General features: G+C 43.4%; 16 protein-coding genes and 3 pseudogenes. 5 read left to right on the forward strand and 14 right to left on the reverse strand.

Going from position 1 to position 20,712, the window contains the following annotated elements:
- Positions 1-134: 134 nt before the first annotated feature.
- From QZ076_RS05065 to QZ076_RS05095, 7 genes and pseudogenes are all read right to left on the reverse strand, one after another.
- Positions 135-543 (reverse strand): annotated as a pseudogene (locus QZ076_RS05065) (DUF3987 domain-containing protein); the annotation flags it as partial.
- A 90-nt stretch (positions 544-633) separates the two neighbouring features.
- Positions 634-1,899 carry a HipA domain-containing protein gene (locus QZ076_RS05070; protein WP_293710877.1) on the reverse strand — a complete coding sequence of 422 codons (1,266 nt, stop codon included), beginning with the start codon at positions 1,897-1,899 and terminating at the stop codon, positions 634-636.
- A gap of 3 nt (positions 1,900-1,902) precedes the next feature.
- A complete protein-coding gene (locus QZ076_RS05075) occupies positions 1,903-2,223 on the reverse strand; it encodes a helix-turn-helix transcriptional regulator (RefSeq protein WP_293710879.1) in 321 nt (106 codons plus the stop codon).
- Positions 2,224-2,269: 46 nt separating this feature from the next.
- Positions 2,270-3,028, reverse strand: a pseudogene (locus QZ076_RS05080) (tyrosine-type recombinase/integrase); the annotation flags it as partial.
- Between the two features lie 259 nt (positions 3,029-3,287).
- Positions 3,288-3,533, reverse strand: a pseudogene (locus QZ076_RS05085) (helix-turn-helix domain-containing protein); the annotation flags it as partial.
- Positions 3,534-3,823: 290 nt separating this feature from the next.
- On the reverse strand, positions 3,824-5,215 hold the full coding sequence (mnmE, locus tag QZ076_RS05090; protein WP_293710914.1) for a tRNA uridine-5-carboxymethylaminomethyl(34) synthesis GTPase MnmE: 1,392 nt from the start codon (positions 5,213-5,215) through the stop codon (positions 3,824-3,826).
- 16 nt (positions 5,216-5,231) lie between these two features.
- On the reverse strand, positions 5,232-6,350 hold the full coding sequence (locus tag QZ076_RS05095) for a DUF362 domain-containing protein (protein ID WP_293710881.1): 1,119 nt from the start codon (positions 6,348-6,350) through the stop codon (positions 5,232-5,234).
- A gap of 164 nt (positions 6,351-6,514) precedes the next feature.
- On the opposite strand from QZ076_RS05095, the gene QZ076_RS05100 reads away from it, so the two are divergent.
- From QZ076_RS05100 to QZ076_RS05110, 3 genes are all read left to right on the forward strand, one after another.
- Positions 6,515-7,699: an AAA family ATPase gene (locus QZ076_RS05100; RefSeq protein ID WP_293710883.1), complete on the forward strand. Its 1,185-nt coding sequence runs from the start codon at positions 6,515-6,517 to the stop codon at positions 7,697-7,699.
- 23 nt (positions 7,700-7,722) lie between these two features.
- Positions 7,723-8,469 (forward strand): nitroreductase family protein, encoded by a 747-nt coding sequence (locus QZ076_RS05105; protein WP_293710885.1) that lies wholly within the window; start codon positions 7,723-7,725, stop codon positions 8,467-8,469.
- Between the two features lie 164 nt (positions 8,470-8,633).
- Entirely contained in the window at positions 8,634-8,888 is a 255-nt protein-coding gene (locus tag QZ076_RS05110; RefSeq protein WP_293710916.1) for an AraC family transcriptional regulator, read from the forward strand.
- Between the two features lie 10 nt (positions 8,889-8,898).
- Here QZ076_RS05110 and rpiA read toward each other — a convergent pair whose 3' ends face one another.
- The 5 genes from rpiA to QZ076_RS05135 all read right to left on the reverse strand — a co-directional run bounded on the left by rpiA (position 8,899) and on the right by QZ076_RS05135 (position 13,555).
- Positions 8,899-9,606, reverse strand: a complete 708-nt coding sequence (rpiA, locus tag QZ076_RS05115; protein WP_293710887.1) for a ribose 5-phosphate isomerase A — start codon at positions 9,604-9,606, stop codon at positions 8,899-8,901.
- A 125-nt stretch (positions 9,607-9,731) separates the two neighbouring features.
- Complete coding sequence (locus QZ076_RS05120; RefSeq protein ID WP_293710889.1) at positions 9,732-10,601, reverse strand: nucleoside phosphorylase; 870 nt, start codon at positions 10,599-10,601, stop codon at positions 9,732-9,734.
- Positions 10,602-10,604: 3 nt separating this feature from the next.
- Positions 10,605-11,600, reverse strand: coding sequence for a flotillin-like protein FloA (floA, locus tag QZ076_RS05125; protein ID WP_293710891.1), 996 nt, complete (start codon positions 11,598-11,600; stop codon positions 10,605-10,607).
- Positions 11,601-11,610: 10 nt separating this feature from the next.
- Positions 11,611-12,099, reverse strand: coding sequence for an NfeD family protein (locus QZ076_RS05130; protein ID WP_293710893.1), 489 nt, complete (start codon positions 12,097-12,099; stop codon positions 11,611-11,613).
- A gap of 16 nt (positions 12,100-12,115) precedes the next feature.
- The gene (locus QZ076_RS05135) at positions 12,116-13,555 is read right to left on the reverse strand and encodes a tetratricopeptide repeat protein (RefSeq protein ID WP_293710895.1); all 1,440 of its coding nucleotides are present in this window, start codon (positions 13,553-13,555) and stop codon (positions 12,116-12,118) included.
- 108 nt (positions 13,556-13,663) lie between these two features.
- Between QZ076_RS05135 and QZ076_RS05140 the strand changes: the two genes are divergently transcribed.
- A complete protein-coding gene (locus QZ076_RS05140) occupies positions 13,664-14,410 on the forward strand; it encodes a tRNA 2-thiocytidine biosynthesis TtcA family protein (RefSeq protein WP_293710897.1) in 747 nt (248 codons plus the stop codon).
- Positions 14,411-14,413: 3 nt separating this feature from the next.
- Positions 14,414-14,785 carry a DMT family protein gene (locus QZ076_RS05145; RefSeq protein ID WP_028727018.1) on the forward strand — a complete coding sequence of 124 codons (372 nt, stop codon included), beginning with the start codon at positions 14,414-14,416 and terminating at the stop codon, positions 14,783-14,785.
- Between the two features lie 940 nt (positions 14,786-15,725).
- Here QZ076_RS05145 and QZ076_RS05150 read toward each other — a convergent pair.
- Entirely contained in the window at positions 15,726-17,504 is a 1,779-nt protein-coding gene (locus tag QZ076_RS05150) for a RagB/SusD family nutrient uptake outer membrane protein (RefSeq protein WP_293710902.1), read from the reverse strand.
- 15 nt (positions 17,505-17,519) lie between these two features.
- Entirely contained in the window at positions 17,520-20,552 is a 3,033-nt protein-coding gene (locus QZ076_RS05155) for a TonB-dependent receptor (RefSeq protein WP_293710904.1), read from the reverse strand.
- Between the last annotated feature and the right edge of the window lie 160 nt (positions 20,553-20,712).

Genomic DNA, 20,712 nt, shown 5'->3' on the forward strand with positions numbered 1-20,712 from the left:
TTCAGTGTATTTAACAGGTTTGTAGTTGTTTATTGTTGAAAAGTGATTTGTCTTACTCTACATCCAGATTAGAAAGAAAGGAGTGAAGGAAGAACGCGAGCTGCAGTTTATTATGATTACTATTTCCCAGGTGCATCCTTGTCATTCCATCGGGCTTTACGTTGGATTTGGGGCATGACGAATAGGATACGGTCAATAAATCCATTGCTCGAACGGTCGTCTTTGGCTAAATCATTGAGGATGTTTTTCTGGATCGTACCAATCACCGGAATAAACGGACGGGTGATAAAGACGGAGCTTTTAGCATTCTTACGGTCGGAAATAACAGGCTTGCAACTGAACACCGATAGCCAAAATTGCTCTTCCGAACCATTGTTATAGCGATTGAAGTTCTTGAACCGTGCCGAAATCTCATCCGACCATAGGCAAAGCCCACGTCTGTTCTGTGCATGGATATAACTCACTCGGTCGGCCGACCAATGCAACAAACAAAATGGCACTCTCCACCCAACCTTGTTTTATTTGGATGAGATGCGTATTTCCAAATTGTTTGTGTAATTGGCCGCATTTGGTGTTGATATGGCTGCGTTTGTCTTCACTATAAGATAAATAACTCTCTATTTTACGAAGGAATTAGATGTATTCTTTCATTCGACTATTAAAGGTATTCCCGAATAATTCCATTTCGCTGTTCGCTATTCCTAATTTAGTAGCCAATGCTTTCCAGTCTTTAACTGCTATTACCACTTCTGAGATAATCTTTGTGGCTACGTCTTGAGGTAGCATATAGGCTTCACAAGCATCTGATAGAATTGCTAAGTCTGCTTGGTTGGAAGAGTTGGAAACAAGTAGACTCTGATATTCGTTTAGCGTTGGATTCATATCGTAGGCAGGGGAGAGCGTCCAACCTTTAGCAGTGAGTAGAAACCCGTGGTTGCGGAAGTGGTCGTCCGAGTTCCCGATGCAAATATTAAAAGCTACACGGCGGTATAGCTCTTGAAGATTCTTGTTTACCTCCGTACAATTTTGAAGTATGAAATCTACCATATCCAAGTACCCGTTTCCGGTGCTTGCGTTGGCTCCATCCGAAAGTCCGAGCAATGTCATAGCAGAGGCAAAATGTATTCGCTTGCCGTCATCGGTTCTGTCAAAGCGACGTGATAAGAGTGTGTGATACCTATCGCTTGTGGAAATTACCTGTGTAGATGCAGCATTAATTCCTGCTTTCTTAGCCAAAAGGTGGCAGAAGTGTTCCCAAAGTCCTGCGTTGTAATCATCTTTGCGAGAAGGGAATTTGGCTACATACAACACTTTGTCGGCGTCAACTACGCTGGCTTTTGGTCTCGCTCCACCCAATGAGGAGCCCGGTTGTACTAATTGAGTAAGCCACTTTTTATCGGGTAGTTTGTTTTCCTCTTCGCTTTTTTCAATCTCTCCGCTGGCATGAATCAATTCACGGACATTGGTTAGTGGTGGGATGCGTAGGGTGTTGCTTGAGTTGATAAAGTCTCCATCGGGTGTCTCTTTGAAGCGAAATCCACCCATGCGAGATGAATCATCAATTCCCAGCAGATAATCAAATGAAGATAAGCGACGGACAGGACGTTTCTCTTCGGTAGCCAAGATTTGCTCTCTGCGGTTGAGTAAAGTACGTCCCCAACGGTCAGGCAAGGCATCGGAGAAACATCCGAAAATATCTTTTTCGGGCTGTGTGTATTGCTGTCCCGGATAATTATTCAAATCATCACTCAGAAACAGATTGCCATATTTCTTGAGCCAATTATCATTGTACTTAAAGCCGTAACTATCTGAGCCACGAAGCGATTCATAGCTTAGTTCTCCGATGAATTCAATATCTTTTAGCCAATCAAAGTCGGCATATACCAATATTTTTTTCATTGTTTATTCCTTTTTAGATGCACGTTCACGGTTCTTTAAGGTCAAATCTTGTAACGATTTCCCCAGTTTATCTTCTTTGGCAAGCCAGAGAATATCTTCATCCAATTGTAGGGCGTAAAGCACACGAAGATAGATACCTATGGCAACAGTAGGCACACCCTTTTCGATGCGTGATACCGTCAGGGGCGAGCAGGTAGCTCGTTCTGCCACTTGTGCTACACTTAGATTCCGACGTAGGCGGGCCAATTTTATTTGTTCGCCTACAATCTCCATCCGTTGTTCTAATTTTCGAGGAAGCTTAGTTCCCATAGTATTTTTTGCCATAGCTATAACCTATCATATAATATGCAAATATAATGCTATTTGTTTATTATATGATAGGTTGATGAATTATATTTTTATTCAGCGAGATCTTATTTGCCGATTCTCGTTTCTTTTCATTGATCAGCTCCGCATATATTTGCGTGGTCGACACGTTGCGGTGGGTGAACATCTTGCTGACCGTATATATATCTGTCCCTACGGCAATTTGGAGGGTTGCATAGCTATGTCTAAAACAATGGAATGTAATGTGTTTCTGAATCTTAGCTTGTTTGAGCCAGTTTTTCAGAGGGTAATTTATCATGCTTCGACTAAACCCTTTGAATACTTTACCTATGCCTACTTCTCCGCATAGTTCAAACGCTTCGTGGCTAATGGGGAGTGTGGCTTCGGTTTTGGTCTTTTGGGTACGGATACGAATGCAATAGCCTTGATCGGGAGCAATGCCGAAATCCGACCATTGCAGGTTCATTATGTCGCTGATACGAAGTCCTGTAAGGCAGGAGAACAGAGAAGCCGCTTTGAGAACGGGAATGTCGCAAGGAGTGGCGGCCAATTGCTTTACTTCGTCCAATGTCAAATACTCCTTCTTTACGTCCTCATAATCAATCTTTTCTAAGAAATCGTTGATGTTCTCACGAATCATCTTATCCCGATAAGCTATTTTTAGTAACCCTCTGAAAGTTGAGTAGTAGCCTGTGGCGGAGTTCAGTGAAACTTTGTGTTGCGTATGTTTTAGCTGCTTGGCGTTCAGTAAGTAAGCTCGGAAGCGTTTGCACAGATCCACATTCACCTCTCCAAAGGTACATTTGCAACAGTTGGTCAAGCTCCGGTCGAGAGATTTTGACGTTTTTGCCGACCTTCACACGGGGGATGTTGTGCTTCTTGGCCACAACGAAAATCCACGAATCAACCACATTATATTTCTCTTTGACTTCGGCTGTGGTATAGAACTCGGTGATAGTGGTACGCTCTTTAGGCTGTATGCGGAACTCTGTCGGATGATTGAAAAGCTCATCAATATCTTCTTTACGCAGTAAATATTTGCATCCCAACCGCGAAGCTTTCAGCTCGCCATTCTTCAAGTAACTGTATAAGGTCGGACGAGTTACATCCAAATAGACCGCTGCTTCTGTGATTGTGAGAAACGGTTTCTTCTTGACCTTTTCAATGGGTTTTTCGAGTACGATCTTTTCAGTAAACAGATTGTTTGTCTTGATTACTTCGTCTCGCTTTTTCTTTTTGTACAGCGCATTTGCACACCTGTGCGAACAGCATGTAGTTGTAGTCTTATGGGCGAAATTCAGTACCACACCAGCTATAAATCTTCTTAATGTCAATATTACTACTCATTTTGATTTGTATTAATTCTCTGTTATTTCTGTAAAATCCCGTAAAACCGTGTAAAATGGCGTAAAGTTTCTCTATCACCTTTCCAATTAGTTTTCGGTTGCCAACCACCGAGACCCAAATACGGTACAAAAATGAGCAGAAAATGCACTATTAACGATCAACATCAATAGTTAGCGCAAAAAGAAAGGCATTGAGAATCAATGCCTTATTAATCAATAGTAATCTATGCTAATCGCCCCCTAATCACCAATTACTTCCCGATGCAAAACTTCCCAAAAATATTCCCCAATATCTCATCATTACTAATCTGTCCTGTAATCTCGCCCAGATAATGCATGCACTCTCTGATATCCTGGCTCAGGAAATCTCCCGAAATATTCATTTCCAGTCCATTAATTACACGGAGTATAGCTTCATGGGCTTTTGTCAGGGCCTCGTAATGGCGGACGTTGGTGACGATGACATCGTTCTGTGAGACTTCCGGCAGGGCGGCAGCCTGGATAAGATGCTGTTTGAGTATTTCTGTATTTGCTTGCTGTTTAGCTGAAATATATAGGCGATCGGCAGGAATGTCGCTCAATAATTGTTGCTTGAGTTCCAATTCGTTCGGAGAGAGTAAATCGGATTTGTTGAATACAAGAATCACTTTTTTACCTTCAGCCTGCGGAAGGATCGTTTGTGCCAATTCTTCAATTTGTTCGGCTGGAGTGTTCAGGTCGATCACCCAAAGGACGATAGAAGCCTGGCGGAGTTTTTGGAAAGTACGTTCGATACCCAGGCTTTCGATCGTATCATTGGTTTCTCGGATACCTGCCGTGTCGATGAAACGGAAGGTGATGCCTGATAGATTGATCGTGTCTTCTATCACATCGCGGGTGGTTCCGTGGATGTCGGAAACGATGGCGCGTTCTTCACCGACCAACAGGTTGAGTAAAGTGGACTTACCGGCATTCGTCTCGCCGATGATGGCAACAGGGATACCGTTTTTAATGGCATTACCCACACTGAATGAATCGGCCAGTTTGTGTATCAACTGTTCGATGTTTGTTGCCAGCTGCTTTAGATTGGTACGGTCGGCAAACTCGACATCTTCTTCGCTGAAATCGAGTTCCAGTTCGATCAAAGAGGTAAAATCGAGCAGTTGGCTGCGTAGTTTGGTCAATTCATTACTGAAGCCTCCACGCATTTGATTAATAGCCAGTTTGTGCATCCCGGCGGATGTGGAAGCAATCAGGTCGGCTACAGCCTCGGCCTGGCTCAGGTCCATCTTCCCATTTAGGAAAGCACGTTGTGTATATTCGCCAGGAAGAGCGGAACGACAACCCTTTTCGATCAGTAACTGGAGGATTTGCTGCTGGATATAAACCGAGCCGTGACAAGTGATCTCGACAGTGTCTTCTCCTGTGAATGAATGAGGAGCGCGGAAAAGAGCGACAAGTACATCGTCGACCAGTTCTTCTCGGCGACGGATACTACCGTAACGCAAAGTATACGCTTTTTGTGTCTGAAGGTTTTTACCTTCAGTCTTTGGCACGAAAATGGTGTCGCAGATGGCAATTGCTTCAGAGCCCGATACGCGGATAACGGCAACCCCTCCGGCTCCGGGGGCTGTCGATACGGCACAGATAGTATCCTGATTGATCATGGTTTGAATGTCCTTATACAGTAATTAGTTCATATTCCTGAGTTCCTAATCCGATCTTTTCGGCATGTTCCAATCCGGCCTGCCAGTTTGTGTCGGGATGGATCAGGTGGAATTTGTCTTCACCTTCCAGATGTTCATGCGGATGTGCTTCTGCCAGTTTGTTTCCTCCTATCAACGGAGCATTTATCACCATGTCGGCACAAGCCTTGTCGAGTGCGACCGGATCGAATGAGGCTGCAATACCCAGATCGGGAACGATAGCTGCGTCATTATGGTTCCAGCAGTCGCATTCCGGAGAAACATTCATGATAAAGCTGATGTGGAAATGCGGTTTACCCAGTAATACCGCTTTGGTATACTCGGCTATCTTGTAGTTCAATCGTTCTGAAGTATCTCCATCTCCCATGACAGCGGCACTGTATTGGCAAAGAGCTACACATTGACCGCACCCGACACATTTATCATAATCGATCGTTGCTATTTTATCGGCATCCAGGTGGATTGCATCGTGAGCACAATGTTTTACGCAGATATTACAACTTTTACAACTTTCGCGGTCGACAACCGGTTGGGAAGCCGAATGCAGTTCGAGTTTACCTCCTACACTGGCACAGCCCATGCCCAGGTTCTTCATCGCACCTCCGAAGCCGGTCTGTTCATGGCCTTTGAAATGGTTCATGGTCAATATAATATCGGCATCTACGATGGCTGCACCGATCTTTGGGGCTTTGCAGTATTCACCGTTTATTTCGATTTCACGATAGTCGGTGCCTTTCAGACCATCTGCAATGATCACATCACATTTGGCGGAGATAGGGTTGAAGCCATTCTCCATTGCACTTTCCAAGTGATCGACTGCATTGGAACGACGTCCTGAATACAGTGTATTACAATCGGTAAGGAAAGGTTTTGCTCCCAGTGAACGGAGCAAGGTTGCCATGCGGGCGGCATAATTAGGGCGAATATAAGCCAGGTTGCCCGGTTCCCCGAAATGAATTTTTATGGCTACGAACTGGTTCTTAAAATCAATATTTGCAATGCCGGCACGTTTTACAAGCCGTTCCATCTTATCCAGCAGGTTACTGGAGGGAGTCGTACGAAGATTCGTAAAATAAACTTTCGATTTGTCCATTTTCTTATTGGTTTTATCATGCAAATGTACATGATTATATCCATTCAACGAGTCCTTGAAAACATTATGTTTAAAAAAATGTTTTTTATAAAGAACATTTTCTTACTATATCCGGTCTTCCTTTTTGACATAATGTATTACATTTGTAACAAATAGTTTAGTTTATGGACATATACCAATTAAACCATCAGCAATTACTGAAGGGGATAAGATGCAATTTTCAGCGATATCTTTATAAGCAGATACAGTGGGATGATCGTCTGATTGGAGTTTTTGGATCACAGGGAGTAGGGAAGACGACATTATTGCTACAACGGATCAAGTTAGCTTTCGATAATTCGGATAAAGCGTTGTACCTAAATCTGGACAGTATCCTTTTTCAACGGGAAAAGATGATCAATGTTGCCACTCAGTTCTATAAGGCTGGGGGGACTCACCTTTTCATGGATAGCGTGCACCGTTATCCGAACTGGATCAATGAAACGAAAAAATTACTGGAACGCTGTCCCGGGTTGCATATCGTGTTTGCATCCTCATCTTTACTTCCGATATCGAAAGTAGTGAAAGGGTTGAAAGAAGTTTCCTGTTATACACTAAATACAATGTCGTTCCGCGAATATCTATCTTATGAGTGCCTCCTGGATCTTGCCCCTATATCTTTGGATGATTTATTGGAGAACCATGCAGAGGTGTCAAGGAATGTGAATGACCAGATAGTTGTTGCACCTGTGTTCCGTAATTACCTGGAACATGGTTGTTATCCGTTCTATTGGGATGATCCTGATGCTTATCCATTTCGTTTACAGGATCGTATAAGGGATGCGATTGAAATAGATTTGCCGGCTGTCTATCCAACCGAATATGGGGAATTGAAGGTAATCAAAGAAATGATGATGTCGATATCCGATCAGGTACCTAATGTTCCGCGTTTAGCTGAAATTGCTGCTAAGTTGAAGTTGGATGATGCAGTGGTGAAAAAGTATTTTGATTATTTGAAGGATGCAGTATGCATACGGCATTATCAGTCTGCTGAAGGGTTTGTACAAAATCGGATTCAGAAGACTTATCTGGGCAATACTAATTTGTTGACAGCCCTGGAGGAAGGCATGAACGATCGTTTGATTCTGGGTGAAACTTTCTTTGTCGACCAGTTATCGAATTTTGCATCCATCCGTTTGCTTAACAATAATGATTTTGTTGTAAATGATAAATATACGTTCATGGTGGGTGATCCTTTAATGGATTACGAACGTATCAGGGATGCTGAAAATACCTTTGCTGCCATTTACGGTCAGCCTAAAAGCCAGAACAACAAGCTTCCCATCTGGTTGTTAGGGCTTTGTTATTGATTGTACGTTATAAAAAAATAGATATGATAGATATAATGAAGAACCGGAGGACTATCCGTAAATATACAGAGCAGGATATCCCCGAGGAGTTGTTGAATGAACTGCTGGAAGTTGCTGCTCGCGCATCCAATACCGGAAATATGCAGTTGTACAGTGTCGTTGTTACCCGTGACCGGGCGAATAAAGAGAAACTATCTCCGGCTCACTTTAATCAGCCGATGATTATGAAGGCTCCGGTCGTGCTGACTTTCTGTGCTGATGCCAACCGTTTTGTGAAATGGGCCGAACAGCGTAAGGCTGAGGCTGGTTTTGATAATCTGCAAACGTTCATTGCTTCGACCATCGATGCGATGTTATTTGCCCAGACTTTCTGTGATGCAGCAGAAGAAAAGGGGCTGGGAATCTGTTATCTGGGAACGACGGCTTATAATGCCGATAAAATTATTGAAGCGTTGTCACTGCCACGTTTAGTAGTTCCTATTGTTACGGTGACAGTCGGTTATCCGGCTCAACCGCTACCGGAACAGGTAGAGCGATTGCCTTTGGCCGCAGTGGTTCATCAGGAGAGCTATGTCGATTATACTCCGGAATCGATCGATGAATTGTATGGTGAAAAGGAAGCGCTTGAAGTCAATAAGCAGTTTGTAAAAGAGAATAACAAAGAAACGCTGGCACAGGTCTTTACTGATGTTCGTTACACAAAGAAGAATAATGAATATTTTTCGGAAGTGTTGTTGAAAGTATTGAAAGACCAGGGATTTATGAAGTAATTCATACTTTATCAGATAAAGGAAGCCTCTTGCAAACGAATGGTTCGAAAAGCAAGAGGCTTTCTCTTTTATAAAATAATCAAAGGTAAAAATAAAGCCCGGTATTAGTCTGTCTTTAAACTTTTTACAGGATTTTCGTTTGCCACCCAGTAATTCCTGATTTTATCGCCAGTGAATTAGGAATGAGTGTGCGTAGCCTGTATCGTAAATTAAAAGAGATAACCGATAAAGGCTTGCAGGAAATTATATATGACGGAAAACTTGCGGTGGCAGAAAACTTACTGTTGAAATCCAAATTCACTATTCATGAGATTGTCTTCAAATCAGGCTTTTCTAACCGCACGAGCTTTTACCGTGCTTTTCTGAAAAAGAATGGCTGTACTCCGAAAGAGTTCATCGAGGCAAATAATAGAAGATGATCACCCTGGCTTATAGTTTCTCGCTACTTAATATCTGAACTTCATAATGCATGAAAAGCCCGCTTTCTATCACGCCGGTAATGGATTTGATCGCATTTTCCAGGTTGTCCGGAATATTGTCGAAGCAGACATCGAGTATCAGATTACCGTTTTCAGTGATGACCGGGCCGTCTTTGCCTTGTGCCATCCGTAGTTTTATTTCTACCGGGCTTAACGACCGTAATGCCTGATCTACATGGATCAACGCATCCGGAAATATCTCTACCGGTACCGGGAAGCGGGAGCCTAATTTCGAGACCATCTTGGAAGAGTCTGCTATAATAAATGTCCGCGGACTGGAACTGATCAGCAGCTTCTCTTTGAACATGGCACCGCCACGTCCCTTTATCATATTATGGCTGAAGTCTATTTCGTCTGCCCCGTCAAAAGTCCAGTTGGGTTTATGTTCAAGGAGACTTGTTAGAGGTATGCCGAGTTTAGCACAGGCCATCTTTATCTCCTGGGAAGTCGGGATTGCCTGGATATGAAGTTGTTCGTTCCGGATACGTTCGGCAATCTTCAATAAGGCCAGATAAGCGGTCGAACCTGAGCCTATGCCGATAATATCATTGTCAGTAACCATAGCGGCAATTTTCTCGGCGACCTTTTCTTTCTCCTCTCGGTTGGAAATCTCTTTACCCCATTCCAACGAATTAATTATTGTTTTCTCCCGTTCCATGATATTCTTCACTTTATTATATAAACAGTCGTAGCCAGTTTTATGTTTGTTACAAATAAAGAAAGCGAAAGAAACGGAATTATACCGTTCGTCTTTCGCTTAGATAATTAGTCGTGATTGACGGGTCAAATACGTTCCAACACTGTTTCTATTAATCCTGTCAGTGAACCTTTATAGTTCGTGTTCATATTCTTATCTACGCGGCCTGCTATGATGCAGCAAACTGTCATGGCACGGTGTCCCATCAGGGCGGCCAGACCGGCCAGGGATGAACTTTCCATTTCGAAATTGGTGATTTGCTGTCCGTTGTAATTGAAAGCTTCAATTTTTTCATTTAACTTGGGATCGGCAAGAGGCAGACGCAATTCACGTCCCTGCGGACCGTAAAAGCCGTTGGCAGCAATTGTAACGCCACGAATGATATCGTCGCGGGTGATCTGTTCTATCAGTGAATGATCGGCTGAAACGACATAAGGGGAAAGACCGGACAGTTTCCAGTCCAGCTGTTCTTTCAATGCTGCTTCAAAGTTTGTATCCCTGACACGTTCGGTATCTGCATAGAAATAAATAACCCCATCGAAACCGATAGACTTCTCCGCTGCCACATAAGTACCGACAGGAACGAATGGCTGAAGACCTCCCGACGTTCCGACGCGTACCAGAGTTAATTGTTTGAATGCCGGCTTTACCGTACGGGTTGCAAAGTCTATGTTTGCCAGTGCATCCAGTTCGTTCAGTACGATATCTATATTGTCCGTACCGATACCGTGGGAAACAACGGTAATACGTTTTCCTTTATAGGTACCAGTTATGGTGTGAAACTCCCGGCTGGACACTTCGCATTCTTGTGTGTCGAAGTAAGAAGCAACGGTTGAAACCCTGTCAGGGTCACCTACCAGAACTACTCTGTCTGCCAGCTGTTCCGGCTTAAGATGCAGATGGAATGCGCTTCCATCTGCATTTATAATTAATTCGGATTCGGGAATAACTCTCATTTTTTAGTCTTTAAGCGGTTTTGAAGGAGCACTGGTCGGTTTGGCTATTGCTTCACGCATAGATGTATCCGCATCAATGTTCTTCATCTTATAATAATCCATGATACCCAGGTTTCCGGAACGGAAGGCTTCTGCCATTGCTTTCGGAACTTCCGCCTCTGCTTCGATCACTTTGGCGCGGGCTTCCTGAGCTTTTGCTTTCATTTCCTGTTCAAGGGCAACAGCCATTGCACGACGTTCCTCTGCCTTAGCCTGAGCGATATTTTTATCAGCCTGTGCCTGATCCATCTGCAGGAAGGCTCCGATATTCTTACCTATATCGATATCCGCGATGTCGATAGACAAGATCTCGAATGCTGTACCAGCATCCAATCCTTTACGCAATACCAGTTTAGAGATAGAATCCGGATTTTCTAATACGGTCTTATGACTTTCCGACGAACCGATCGATGATACGATACCTTCACCGACACGGGCCAGGATCGTTTCTTCACCGGCACCACCCACCAACTGCTTGATATTGGCGCGAACGGTAACACGGGCTTTTGCTATCAGCTGGATACCATCTTTCGCAACGGCAGTCACAGGAGGCGTGTCGATCACTTTCGGGTTAACCGACATCTGAACGGCTTCGAATACATCACGGCCGGCCAGGTCGATAGCGGTAGCCATCTGGAAAGGCAGGTCGATGTTTGCTTTAGAAGCAGACACTAGCGCATGAACCACTTTCTCAACATGTCCACCTGCCAGATAATGCGCTTCCAGTTCATCACGAGTCAACGTTTTAAGACCCGCTTTGTGCGCTTCGATCATGGCACGGGCGATAACATAAGGAGGTACATTACGGATACGCATCAGGAACAGCTGTATAAGCGAAATGTTAACACCCGAAACCTTGGCCGAGATCCACAGCAGGAACGGCACATAGTAAAAGAAAATTGCCAGCAGCAAAACCGCTGCACCCAGTAGGATAAAAGGCAAATAGTTCAATTCTTCCATATAAATATAATTAAGCGTGAATATCAGTTTGTTCTTTTTTCTTTACCAACACATTATAACCGTCGACACGGACAATTTCTACCGGCGTATTCTCGTCTATCAGTTCGTCCATCGACTTTGCTTCGACGGTAATGCCTTTGAAACGAGCCTTTCCGATAGGAGCGAGACGGGAAAGTGTGACTCCTTCGTCGCCGGGTTCGATACCCAGGTCGCGGCTGGAAGTCAGCTTCGAGTCAACATCCGTTTTCAAGGCTACCCTGTGAAACGACCGGGAACGCAATAACCATACAAATGCACCACCGAAAGTCACTAATGACAGGAATAAAGTGATGTGTCCTGCCATTTCTCCCACCGAATAAGCGTAAATGACACCTGCGGCAGCGAAAAGGAATCCTCCGATTCCGGCAATCGTTATACCCGGCAGCAAAAATATTTCCAGCAGGATAAGCACGATGGCTACGAGCATTAAAAAGACAATAATGGTTATTTCCCAGATCATAATAGTTGCGGTTGTGCTATCTGTTACTCTTTAAATAGTTAATCTCCGTGTTACGGGCTTTCTTTTCCAATTCGTCAGGCTGGCTGAGCAGATTATTCAGTTGCTCTTCAGCCTCGAGAATTGTCGGTTTGAGCTGTTCCTTTTTTGCACTATTCCCGGAAGAATAAGATGCTCTAAGGTCAGCCAGCTTTTCGTTCAGTTCTTTTATCTGTTTGTTCAGCGAAACAACTTTTTCGTAATAGCTTTTCGCTTCGGGACTTTTTATTTCATCTAGCTTATAATAAACCAGACTGTTGTTTATCACGAATTCGAAGTCTTTTTCGATTTTTGCTTCACCGTAAGGAATTTCTTTATGTGCCAGTTCGATTAGGCTGGTGTAATCGCTTCCCGGTTTCCATGAATCCTGTATGGAAGTAATGGCGGCACGGGCACGTTTTACTTCTATGTCTTCGCTTTCCACGCGGCTGTGTTCGTTGTTCGGAATGAACAGGTAGACACAAACCTTATCTTCCGGCTGAAAACGGTCGGAGACGAACCATCCCAATTCTTTTGTCTCGTCGTAAACCATCATGTAGTCGTTGAAGGGGGAATTAAAAGGCATGCTCAGTTGTTCCGGAGCCAGATAAGTATCAGAGTTGATATTATAACGGGTAACGAACAGGTCATAACCACCTAACGAACCGTTTCCTTTAGAAGCGTAATAAAGCGTTACACCGTCAGACAGGACAAACGGGTAGTTGTCGTCGCTATTGCTGTTAATGTTCATCGGTAACTGTTTTTCATCTCCCCATTTATCCAATAGCTTGGATTGTGTAAAGAGACAATATTGATCGTTGTCGGTTGCATGTGCGTAATAGATTTTATCTCCCTTCTGGTTCATGTAGACTGTTGAGGCAACAGGCTCGTTCGTCTGGAAGAAATCTTTGAACGAAGCCAACGTACCGCTTTCTTCACTCAGGGTATAGGCGGCGAGGAAGTCTTCTTTATCGACTACAAGACTGTCGATTATCTGGACATCTTCCGTTTTCTCCATCATGCGGTGTGCATTTTCAGCCAATGATAATTTGTCGTCGAAAGCCTGTGTATCCAGCTTCTTTTTAGTCAGCAGTTCTATGTATTCTTCAAGCGTTTCAGCTGCTTCGTCGAAACGATAGGTCTGAAAGTAGACATCCGACAGGTAACGGTAGGCGTCCTGTACTTTACGTTTTACTGCCACTTTCAGGTGTTTTTCCGCACCGACCAGGTCGCCTGTTTCAAAGCAGCAGACACCATACCAATGGTTGTAGGATGAATTACTGGGGGCTTGTTTCACCAGCTTCTCAAATGCGGGTTTAGCTTCGGCATATTGCCCTTCGTTGTATAGTTTTTTTGCCTGGTCCAGGCTTTGAGCCTGCAGGCCGCTGCAAAGTAACGTAATTCCAATTGTGTAAAACAGTTTCTTAGATAACCGGCTCATTTTCTCTTGTTGTAATATAATTATACTGATTCAAAGATAATAATATTTTTAGTTAGGCATACAATTCATTGGATAAATATCTATTTTTGTGCCCGATTTAGAATAAATATGGCAAAGTTGACTGCAGAAGAGCTCCTGTTCCGGAAAGTAGAAGAGAAGGTGAAAAAGGCTATTTACGAATATGGCCTGATTGCTGATGGCGACCGTATCCTGATCGGATTGTCGGGCGGAAAGGACTCTTTAGCCCTGCTCGATCTGTTGGGACGGCGTTCCAAGATATACCATCCCCGCTTTGAAGTGGTTGTCGCCCATATTGTGATGACCAATATCCCTTATAGTTCGGATATGGAGTATCTGAAGAGTTGTGCCGATGAACACGGACTACCGTTCATTGTGCACGAAACATGCTTTGATGCGTCGACTGATACCCGTAAGTCTCCTTGTTTCCTTTGTTCCTGGACACGTAGGAAAGCACTGTTCGATATTGCTAAAAAGCAGAACTGTAACAAGATCGCTCTCGGTCATCATCAGGATGATATTATTGAAACGTTACTGATGAATATGACGCATCAGGGGGCTTTCGGAACGATGCCGCCTCGCCTGAAGATGGATAAGTTCGATATGGAAATTATCCGTCCAATGTGTCTGATTGAAGAAAAAGAGTTGATCCGTATCGCTGCCTGGAAAGGCTACCGCAAACAGATCAAGAATTGCCCTTACGAATCCGGTTCCAGCCGTTCGGATATGAAAGAGGTACTGGCACGGCTGGAAGCGATCAATCCGGAGGCTCGTTACAGTATCTGGAGCAGCATGTCGAATATACAACACGATTATCTTCCTCAAAAAAAGAAATAAATTATGCAGGGATTTTATGCTATTCTGTTATTAGTCGTATCGAATGTCTTTATGACGTTGGCATGGTACGGTCATCTGAAGATGAAGCAGCAGTTCAGTTGGTTTGAGAGTCTGCCGTTGATCGGTGTTATCTTGTTTAGCTGGGGGATTGCTTTCTTTGAATATTGTTTTCAGGTTCCCGCCAACCGGATGGGATTCCGTGAGAATGGCGGTCCGTTCAACCTGATACAATTGAAAGTGATACAGGAGGTTATTACATTAGTTGTCTTTATCGCTTTCAGTACGATTGCCTTTAAGGGAGAATCGTTTAAGTGGAATCATGCGTTGGCTTGTTTGCTGTTGGTTGCAGCTGTCTATCTGGTGTTTAAGAAATAAATAGGTAATACTCAAATCATACAATAAAAGTTTTTTTAAATAAATCCTTCAATCCTTCAGTATTGTATGTATATATATGGTAGTCATTGATATATGACTGAAGGAAAATTGTATGGCTGAAGGAATTATCTTGATTTTTGAGTTTTTTTATTCATAAACGGTAGCTTTCGGTAGTATGGAAAAGGCGAATAGCCTCCGGCTGGTTATCTGTTTACATATTCTATTCTAACGCATGAGTCCTGACCTTTTAGTTCAATAGTCCTTTCTTATTTTCTGTTTGTCAGTTGTCGAACGCTTGTTTGACATATGTCAAACAAGCGTTCGACAACTGACAAACAAGAAATGTGTACTGACTTTCATAATAAAAGGTCGTTATCTATCCAGTTATTATCTACTGGCCCTGACTTACCTTTACTTAAAGGAGTGAACTAAAACATATGTAGATTTTAGGCATGAATATGAAGCATTATTCTAAAAATAAAACTATTTCTTTCATATCGCTTATAAATCCTTCAGTCATAAATGTTATATAATCAGTTATTTGACCATATAGCTGAAGGATTGAAGGATTTATTTTAGAAAACTTTTGTTGATATGATCCGGGATAATTCTCCTACCAAGTAAAAGGGTAAATTAAATAGCCGGAATTGTTTTCCCTGAACAGTCTTTACTTCATTAACCGAATAAGGTTGCGACCATACTCGGAAAGCAACGGTTTGGGAAGAGCGTTCCATAAAAGAATGAAGTGAACGCAAGTGGGCATTATGCCCTGATTTTCTTCTTTCGTCAAGAGCAGAACTTCTTTCTAATTGAATAGTTACGCTGAAGTTCCATATAAGAATATTATTTATTCAAAACACGAAGCTTCAGCGTAATTTGTTGAGATGTAATTACTTTACTTTGAAAAGTGATTTTCTCGTTCGAGTCTTTATCATATTATTTAGTTCAGTATCACACCACTGTTATTCGTTGGGTTCTGTGTCAACGTACTGCCGCTGGGGTAGGAGTTGATTGCTGTTTGCGGAATATAGAATGTAACGCGGTATTCTGTAGCCGGTATATCTTCCATAGCAGAATGCGGACCGGGATAATGGCGGGTCAGTGTTTCGCCATTGCGGAATACGTCGAAACTGCGTTCAGCCTGATAAGCCAATTCCAGCTGGCGTTCTTTATCGATTAGCGCCGATGCGGTGTTTGCATCCAAAGAAGCATAACCGGCTCCTGGAATAGAACGTTCGCGGATAGTATTCAGGTCGCTCAATGCTTCGCCGTAACGTCCCAGTTTTGCATACGCTTCTGCACGGTTCAGATAGATTTCACCTAGGCGTGAGATGATTGGAGAGTGCAGGTGAGAGTCTTCGCCTTCACGTGAACATTTTGTTATATAGAACTCCGGATAGACGCGGTTCAAAGTCATTTGATAATCGATTACACCGGTATAGGTTTCCCCGTCGGAGTATTTGATCGAGTAGATTTGTTGCGATTCGTCTACTGCAGTCATCGGATAGATCTTTTCTGTTCCGTCGACAGTTTCGGTACAATTATATTGGTTGCCGTTTTTGTTTAATGTGGCCTGTACGTAGTTGAAGTTTGTATGTTCTCCGTTAGTATTATAAACCTTCTTAATGAAGCGGAACACTTCTGTGTAGTTGCCGCTATCATCTACTACATATTGCGGTTCGATAAAGTTTGCACGTGCATCTACAATCTTCTTCCGATCTGGACGCCAGTCGTTGCGGCCTGTTTCGTTTAGCAGATCGATATATTTGGCGCTAGCGAACATTTCACCCCAACCCATACCGCCGATATTGGCATACATACCACCGATCCCATAATAATGATCGAAGCCGGAGAATTCGGATGCTACCCGTTTAACCACGAAGATGGATTCTTTATTGTTTTCCGGTACATAGGTGTTGTAGTTAAGAAATTCTTCGCGTGGTAGCAACTGATAGTCTCCCGAGTTGATAACTTGTGTCGCATAGTAGACAGCAGAGTCGGCATATTGCGTGTTTGGATTTGAGTATGTTCCACTCATATACAGGTAGATACGTGATAGCATAGCCTGGGCTGCACCTTTCGATGCGTATGCCGGACCATCGTTGATGCTCAGCATACTTTCAGCTTTACGCAAGTCGGCAATAGCTTGGGCATAACTTTGTGTTACGGTAGCACGGTCGGGCAATTGGAGATTGTTTAGATCGTCAGGAGTTCCATTAACGATGGGGACACCCAGGTTTTTGTCTGGCGCTTGGTAGTAAGGGCGGGCGAAAGCACGGGTCAGATAGAAATACATCATTCCGCGGATGTAGTAACATTCCCCTAGTTTGTTATCAATTTCTGCACTTTGTCCCTCTTCGATCATTTTGATGATGTTAGAGGTTTGGGCAACTGCTTTGTAACCATAGTCCCAGAAGTTTTGTAATCGATAGTTGTTGGCCGTACGTGCATAAGAAATGAATTCATAAAAAGCATCGGTAGAAGAACCGCGGATCATCATATTGTCACCGGCATATTCCCCGAGTCGGTGCATCGGGTCAGACCATGTTTTCAGTTGGGCATACGCACCACGCACTAAACCATCGAGGGCAGTATTCGGATCCGAAGTAATATCTTCGGCTGCCATGCTTCCATTTGGCAAACGTTCGACATCGCAAGAGGTCAACAGTGTTCCTATGCAGATGGTTGCCAGAAAGAATTTCTTTATATTATTTTTCATATATACTTTGCTTGTTTAGAATGTTAAATTAAGACCGAACATAAATTTACGAGTAGAAGGATAAACCGAAGGGCCGGCAGAACCGATAGCGGAGATTGTTCCGTCGTCGTTAGTTTTAGCCGGAATTTCCGGATCTACACCCGAATAGCCAGTAACCGTGAACAGGTTTTCACCAGCAAAGAAGATACGCATATTCTGGATGTAATATTTCGGGAGGCTGAGGTTGTAGCCTATTGTCAATGAACGCAACTTAAGGAAGTCGCTGTCTTCCAGGTAGCGGGTGGAAGCACTGTTTGCTTTTGATTGGTTGTTGTAAGAAGCAACAGGGTGTGTAGCGATATCTCCCGGTTTTTCCCAGCGACTCCAACCGTCTTTCAGCTTCATCTGGTTACGGTCGGTATAGGTACCATCAGCATCATATTCCTGACGGGAATAGTTATAAATCTTACCTCCGATAGAGAAGCCGAACACGGCACTCAGGTCAATATTCTTCCAGCTTAATGAGGTATTGAATCCACCGAATAGTTTCGGGGTAGATGGTTTGCAGATTACCTGGTCGGCTTCTGCATATTGTTCTGTAATGACACGGCTACCGTCTTCTGCAGTCGTATACCATTGCGGAGCACCTGTTTCCGAATTGACACCTGCCCATTCTTTCATATAGAAGGCGTCACTACTGTAACCTACCTTCAAAATTTTATCTGCTTCACCAGCAATACCGATACCGCCCCCTACAATGATTTCCATATCAGGATCGTCTCCATACAGTTTTTCTACGGTATTTTTGTTATGTCCCAGATTAGCTTCAAGGCTCCAGTTCCAGTCTTTAGTACGGATGATATCACCACCGATTGTTAACTCGATACCTTTGTTGCTGATTTCGCCCACATTTTGCCAGCGGCTGGTTACGCCGGTAAGACCGGATAGCGGTGTTTTATAAAGTACATCACTCGTATACTTATTATAGTAGTCGAATACGATACGCAGACGATTGTCGAATAGGTTGGCATCTACACCGATACCGAATGTTCCAGTTTCTTCCCAAGTTAGATTCGGATTACCGACTTGACTGATTAAAGTAGCTGGTATTCCGTCGTAATTTGCCGAAATGGAATAAAGTGCATATTGCGGATAATATTCACCCGGACGGTTACCCATGATGCCATATGAAGCACGCAGCTTCAATGCATCTATCCAATTAACTTTAAACCAGTTCTCCCGGTGGATATTCCAGCCGGCACTGACAGAATAGAAGTTTCCGTAGCGGGCGTCAGTTCCGAAGTTGGACGCACCGTCACGTCGGAGAGAAAGTTCGGCTACGTAGCGGTTGTCATACGCATAGTTACCACGGAAGAAATAGGATTGAACGGCCGATTCAGTCAGGCTTCCTCCTACCTTTTCCGGTAAGGCTGTTACATCCAGAACTTCAAAACCTGGAGCAAATCCTGTACCTATTGCTTTAGTTGCTTTTCCTTGATAGTCTTTGAATTCGTAAGCTAACACTGCATCAATCGAGTGTTTGCCGAACATTTTGTTGAAGTTCAATAATTGGTTGGTGTAGCGTCGAGTCGTATTACTTTGGTATTCCTCAATACGACCGTTTACGCCGGATGCTCCGTTACTGCGTGGATCGCTATAGGAATGGTAGTAGTAATTGGTGTATTGGTAGCTGTTTACAGAACGGAATGTCAACCAATCTGTAAACTTGATATCAAAGTCCAGATTACCAAGGAACTCATAGGTCTTGTAATCCGTATGATTGCCATACGAAAGATCGTTTAGGTAGTTTGTTTGCTGGCTGTTGACCCATCCCTGATATCGGTCGGGCACCAATTCGCCCTTCTCATTATAAGGGCTATCCCACGGAAGCATGGAGTACATGGCTGTAACGGAATATTGTGCATCTTCTACCGTACGCATGGCTCCAGATAAAGATGGTTTTACAGTTAACCATTTGAAAGGCTTATAGTTGGTGCGATAGCGGAAAGTGTAGCGTGAATAGTCATATCCTTTCACAGCTCCCTCTTCGTCATAGTATCCGATAGAAAAAAACGAATTTAACTGGTCGTTACCTCCGGCAAGTGAGATATTATAATCCTGTGTAAAACCGGATTGTGTGGCCAGATCCCACCAATCGAAATTGGAGTTACGCAATTCCGAGTTCCAGCGAGGGAAAGCAACCATTTCCGGATTGTTGAAAGAGGCGTAGTAGTCATATAGTTCCGCTCCATTCATCATTTCCAGTTTCCCGTTGTTCAACGTGCTGATACCTAGTTTGGCAGAAGCGTTTATCTGTATCTTGCCGCTCTTGGCCGCTTTGGTTGTAATAAGGATAACACCGTTTGCCCCTTCCGAACCATAGATGGCGGTAGAAGCAGCATCCTTCAGGATAGTCATAGTTTCAATGTCCGAAGGATTCAGTAATCCGGCACCGTCTCCAACGATCACACCGTCGATTACCCAAAGTGGAGCTGTTGAACCACTTAATGTCGCTTTACCGCGTACCACAACTGCACCGCTTGAACCCGGCTGTCCGGAACCCGGGGCTACGTACACTCCTGATACCTTACCATTCAGCATGTTTTCAACTGAAGGTGTTGTAATGTCGGTCAGTTTCTCTTCTTTCAGGGTTTGCAAAGCACCCGTTAAACTTTCTTTTTTCTGTACGCCGTAACCAACAATTACAACTTCTTCCAAAGTCTTGGAATCTTCTTTCAGGTCGATCTTGATATTTGCCTGTCCGGTATAAGGAATCTCCTGCGTGATGTAACCGACGAAAGATACCTGAATGATGTCTCCGCGTTTTAGGCCTTCTAAAACAACCTTACCGTTGGTGTCGGATACATTGCCTGTTGTTGTCCCCTTCACGATCACAGATGCTCCGGTTACAGGGCCTAGGGCATCTTCCACAACACATGTCACTCTTCCTGTTTGTTGGGAAATACTGGTATTAGGCTCTGCCGGGGTAGTTCCTGCAAAAGTTGTTCTTGGGGAAGCTAATGTTCCCACCAGTAGAATAAAGCTAACTAAGTTTAATTTTTTTCGCATGGAAATTTAGATTAAAAATAATATTTGATGTTTAAATATTCTCATCCCATGAACCAAAACGGTGTTTTCCATTTAGATTTGGTGTTTAGGATTTATGTAAACCACAGTTCTTATGGAACTATGGTTTATTTGTGGCAAATATATGAAATATTTATTTAAT

This window comes from uncultured Parabacteroides sp. (assembly GCF_905196875.1).
GTDB lineage: Bacteria > Bacteroidota > Bacteroidia > Bacteroidales > Tannerellaceae > Parabacteroides.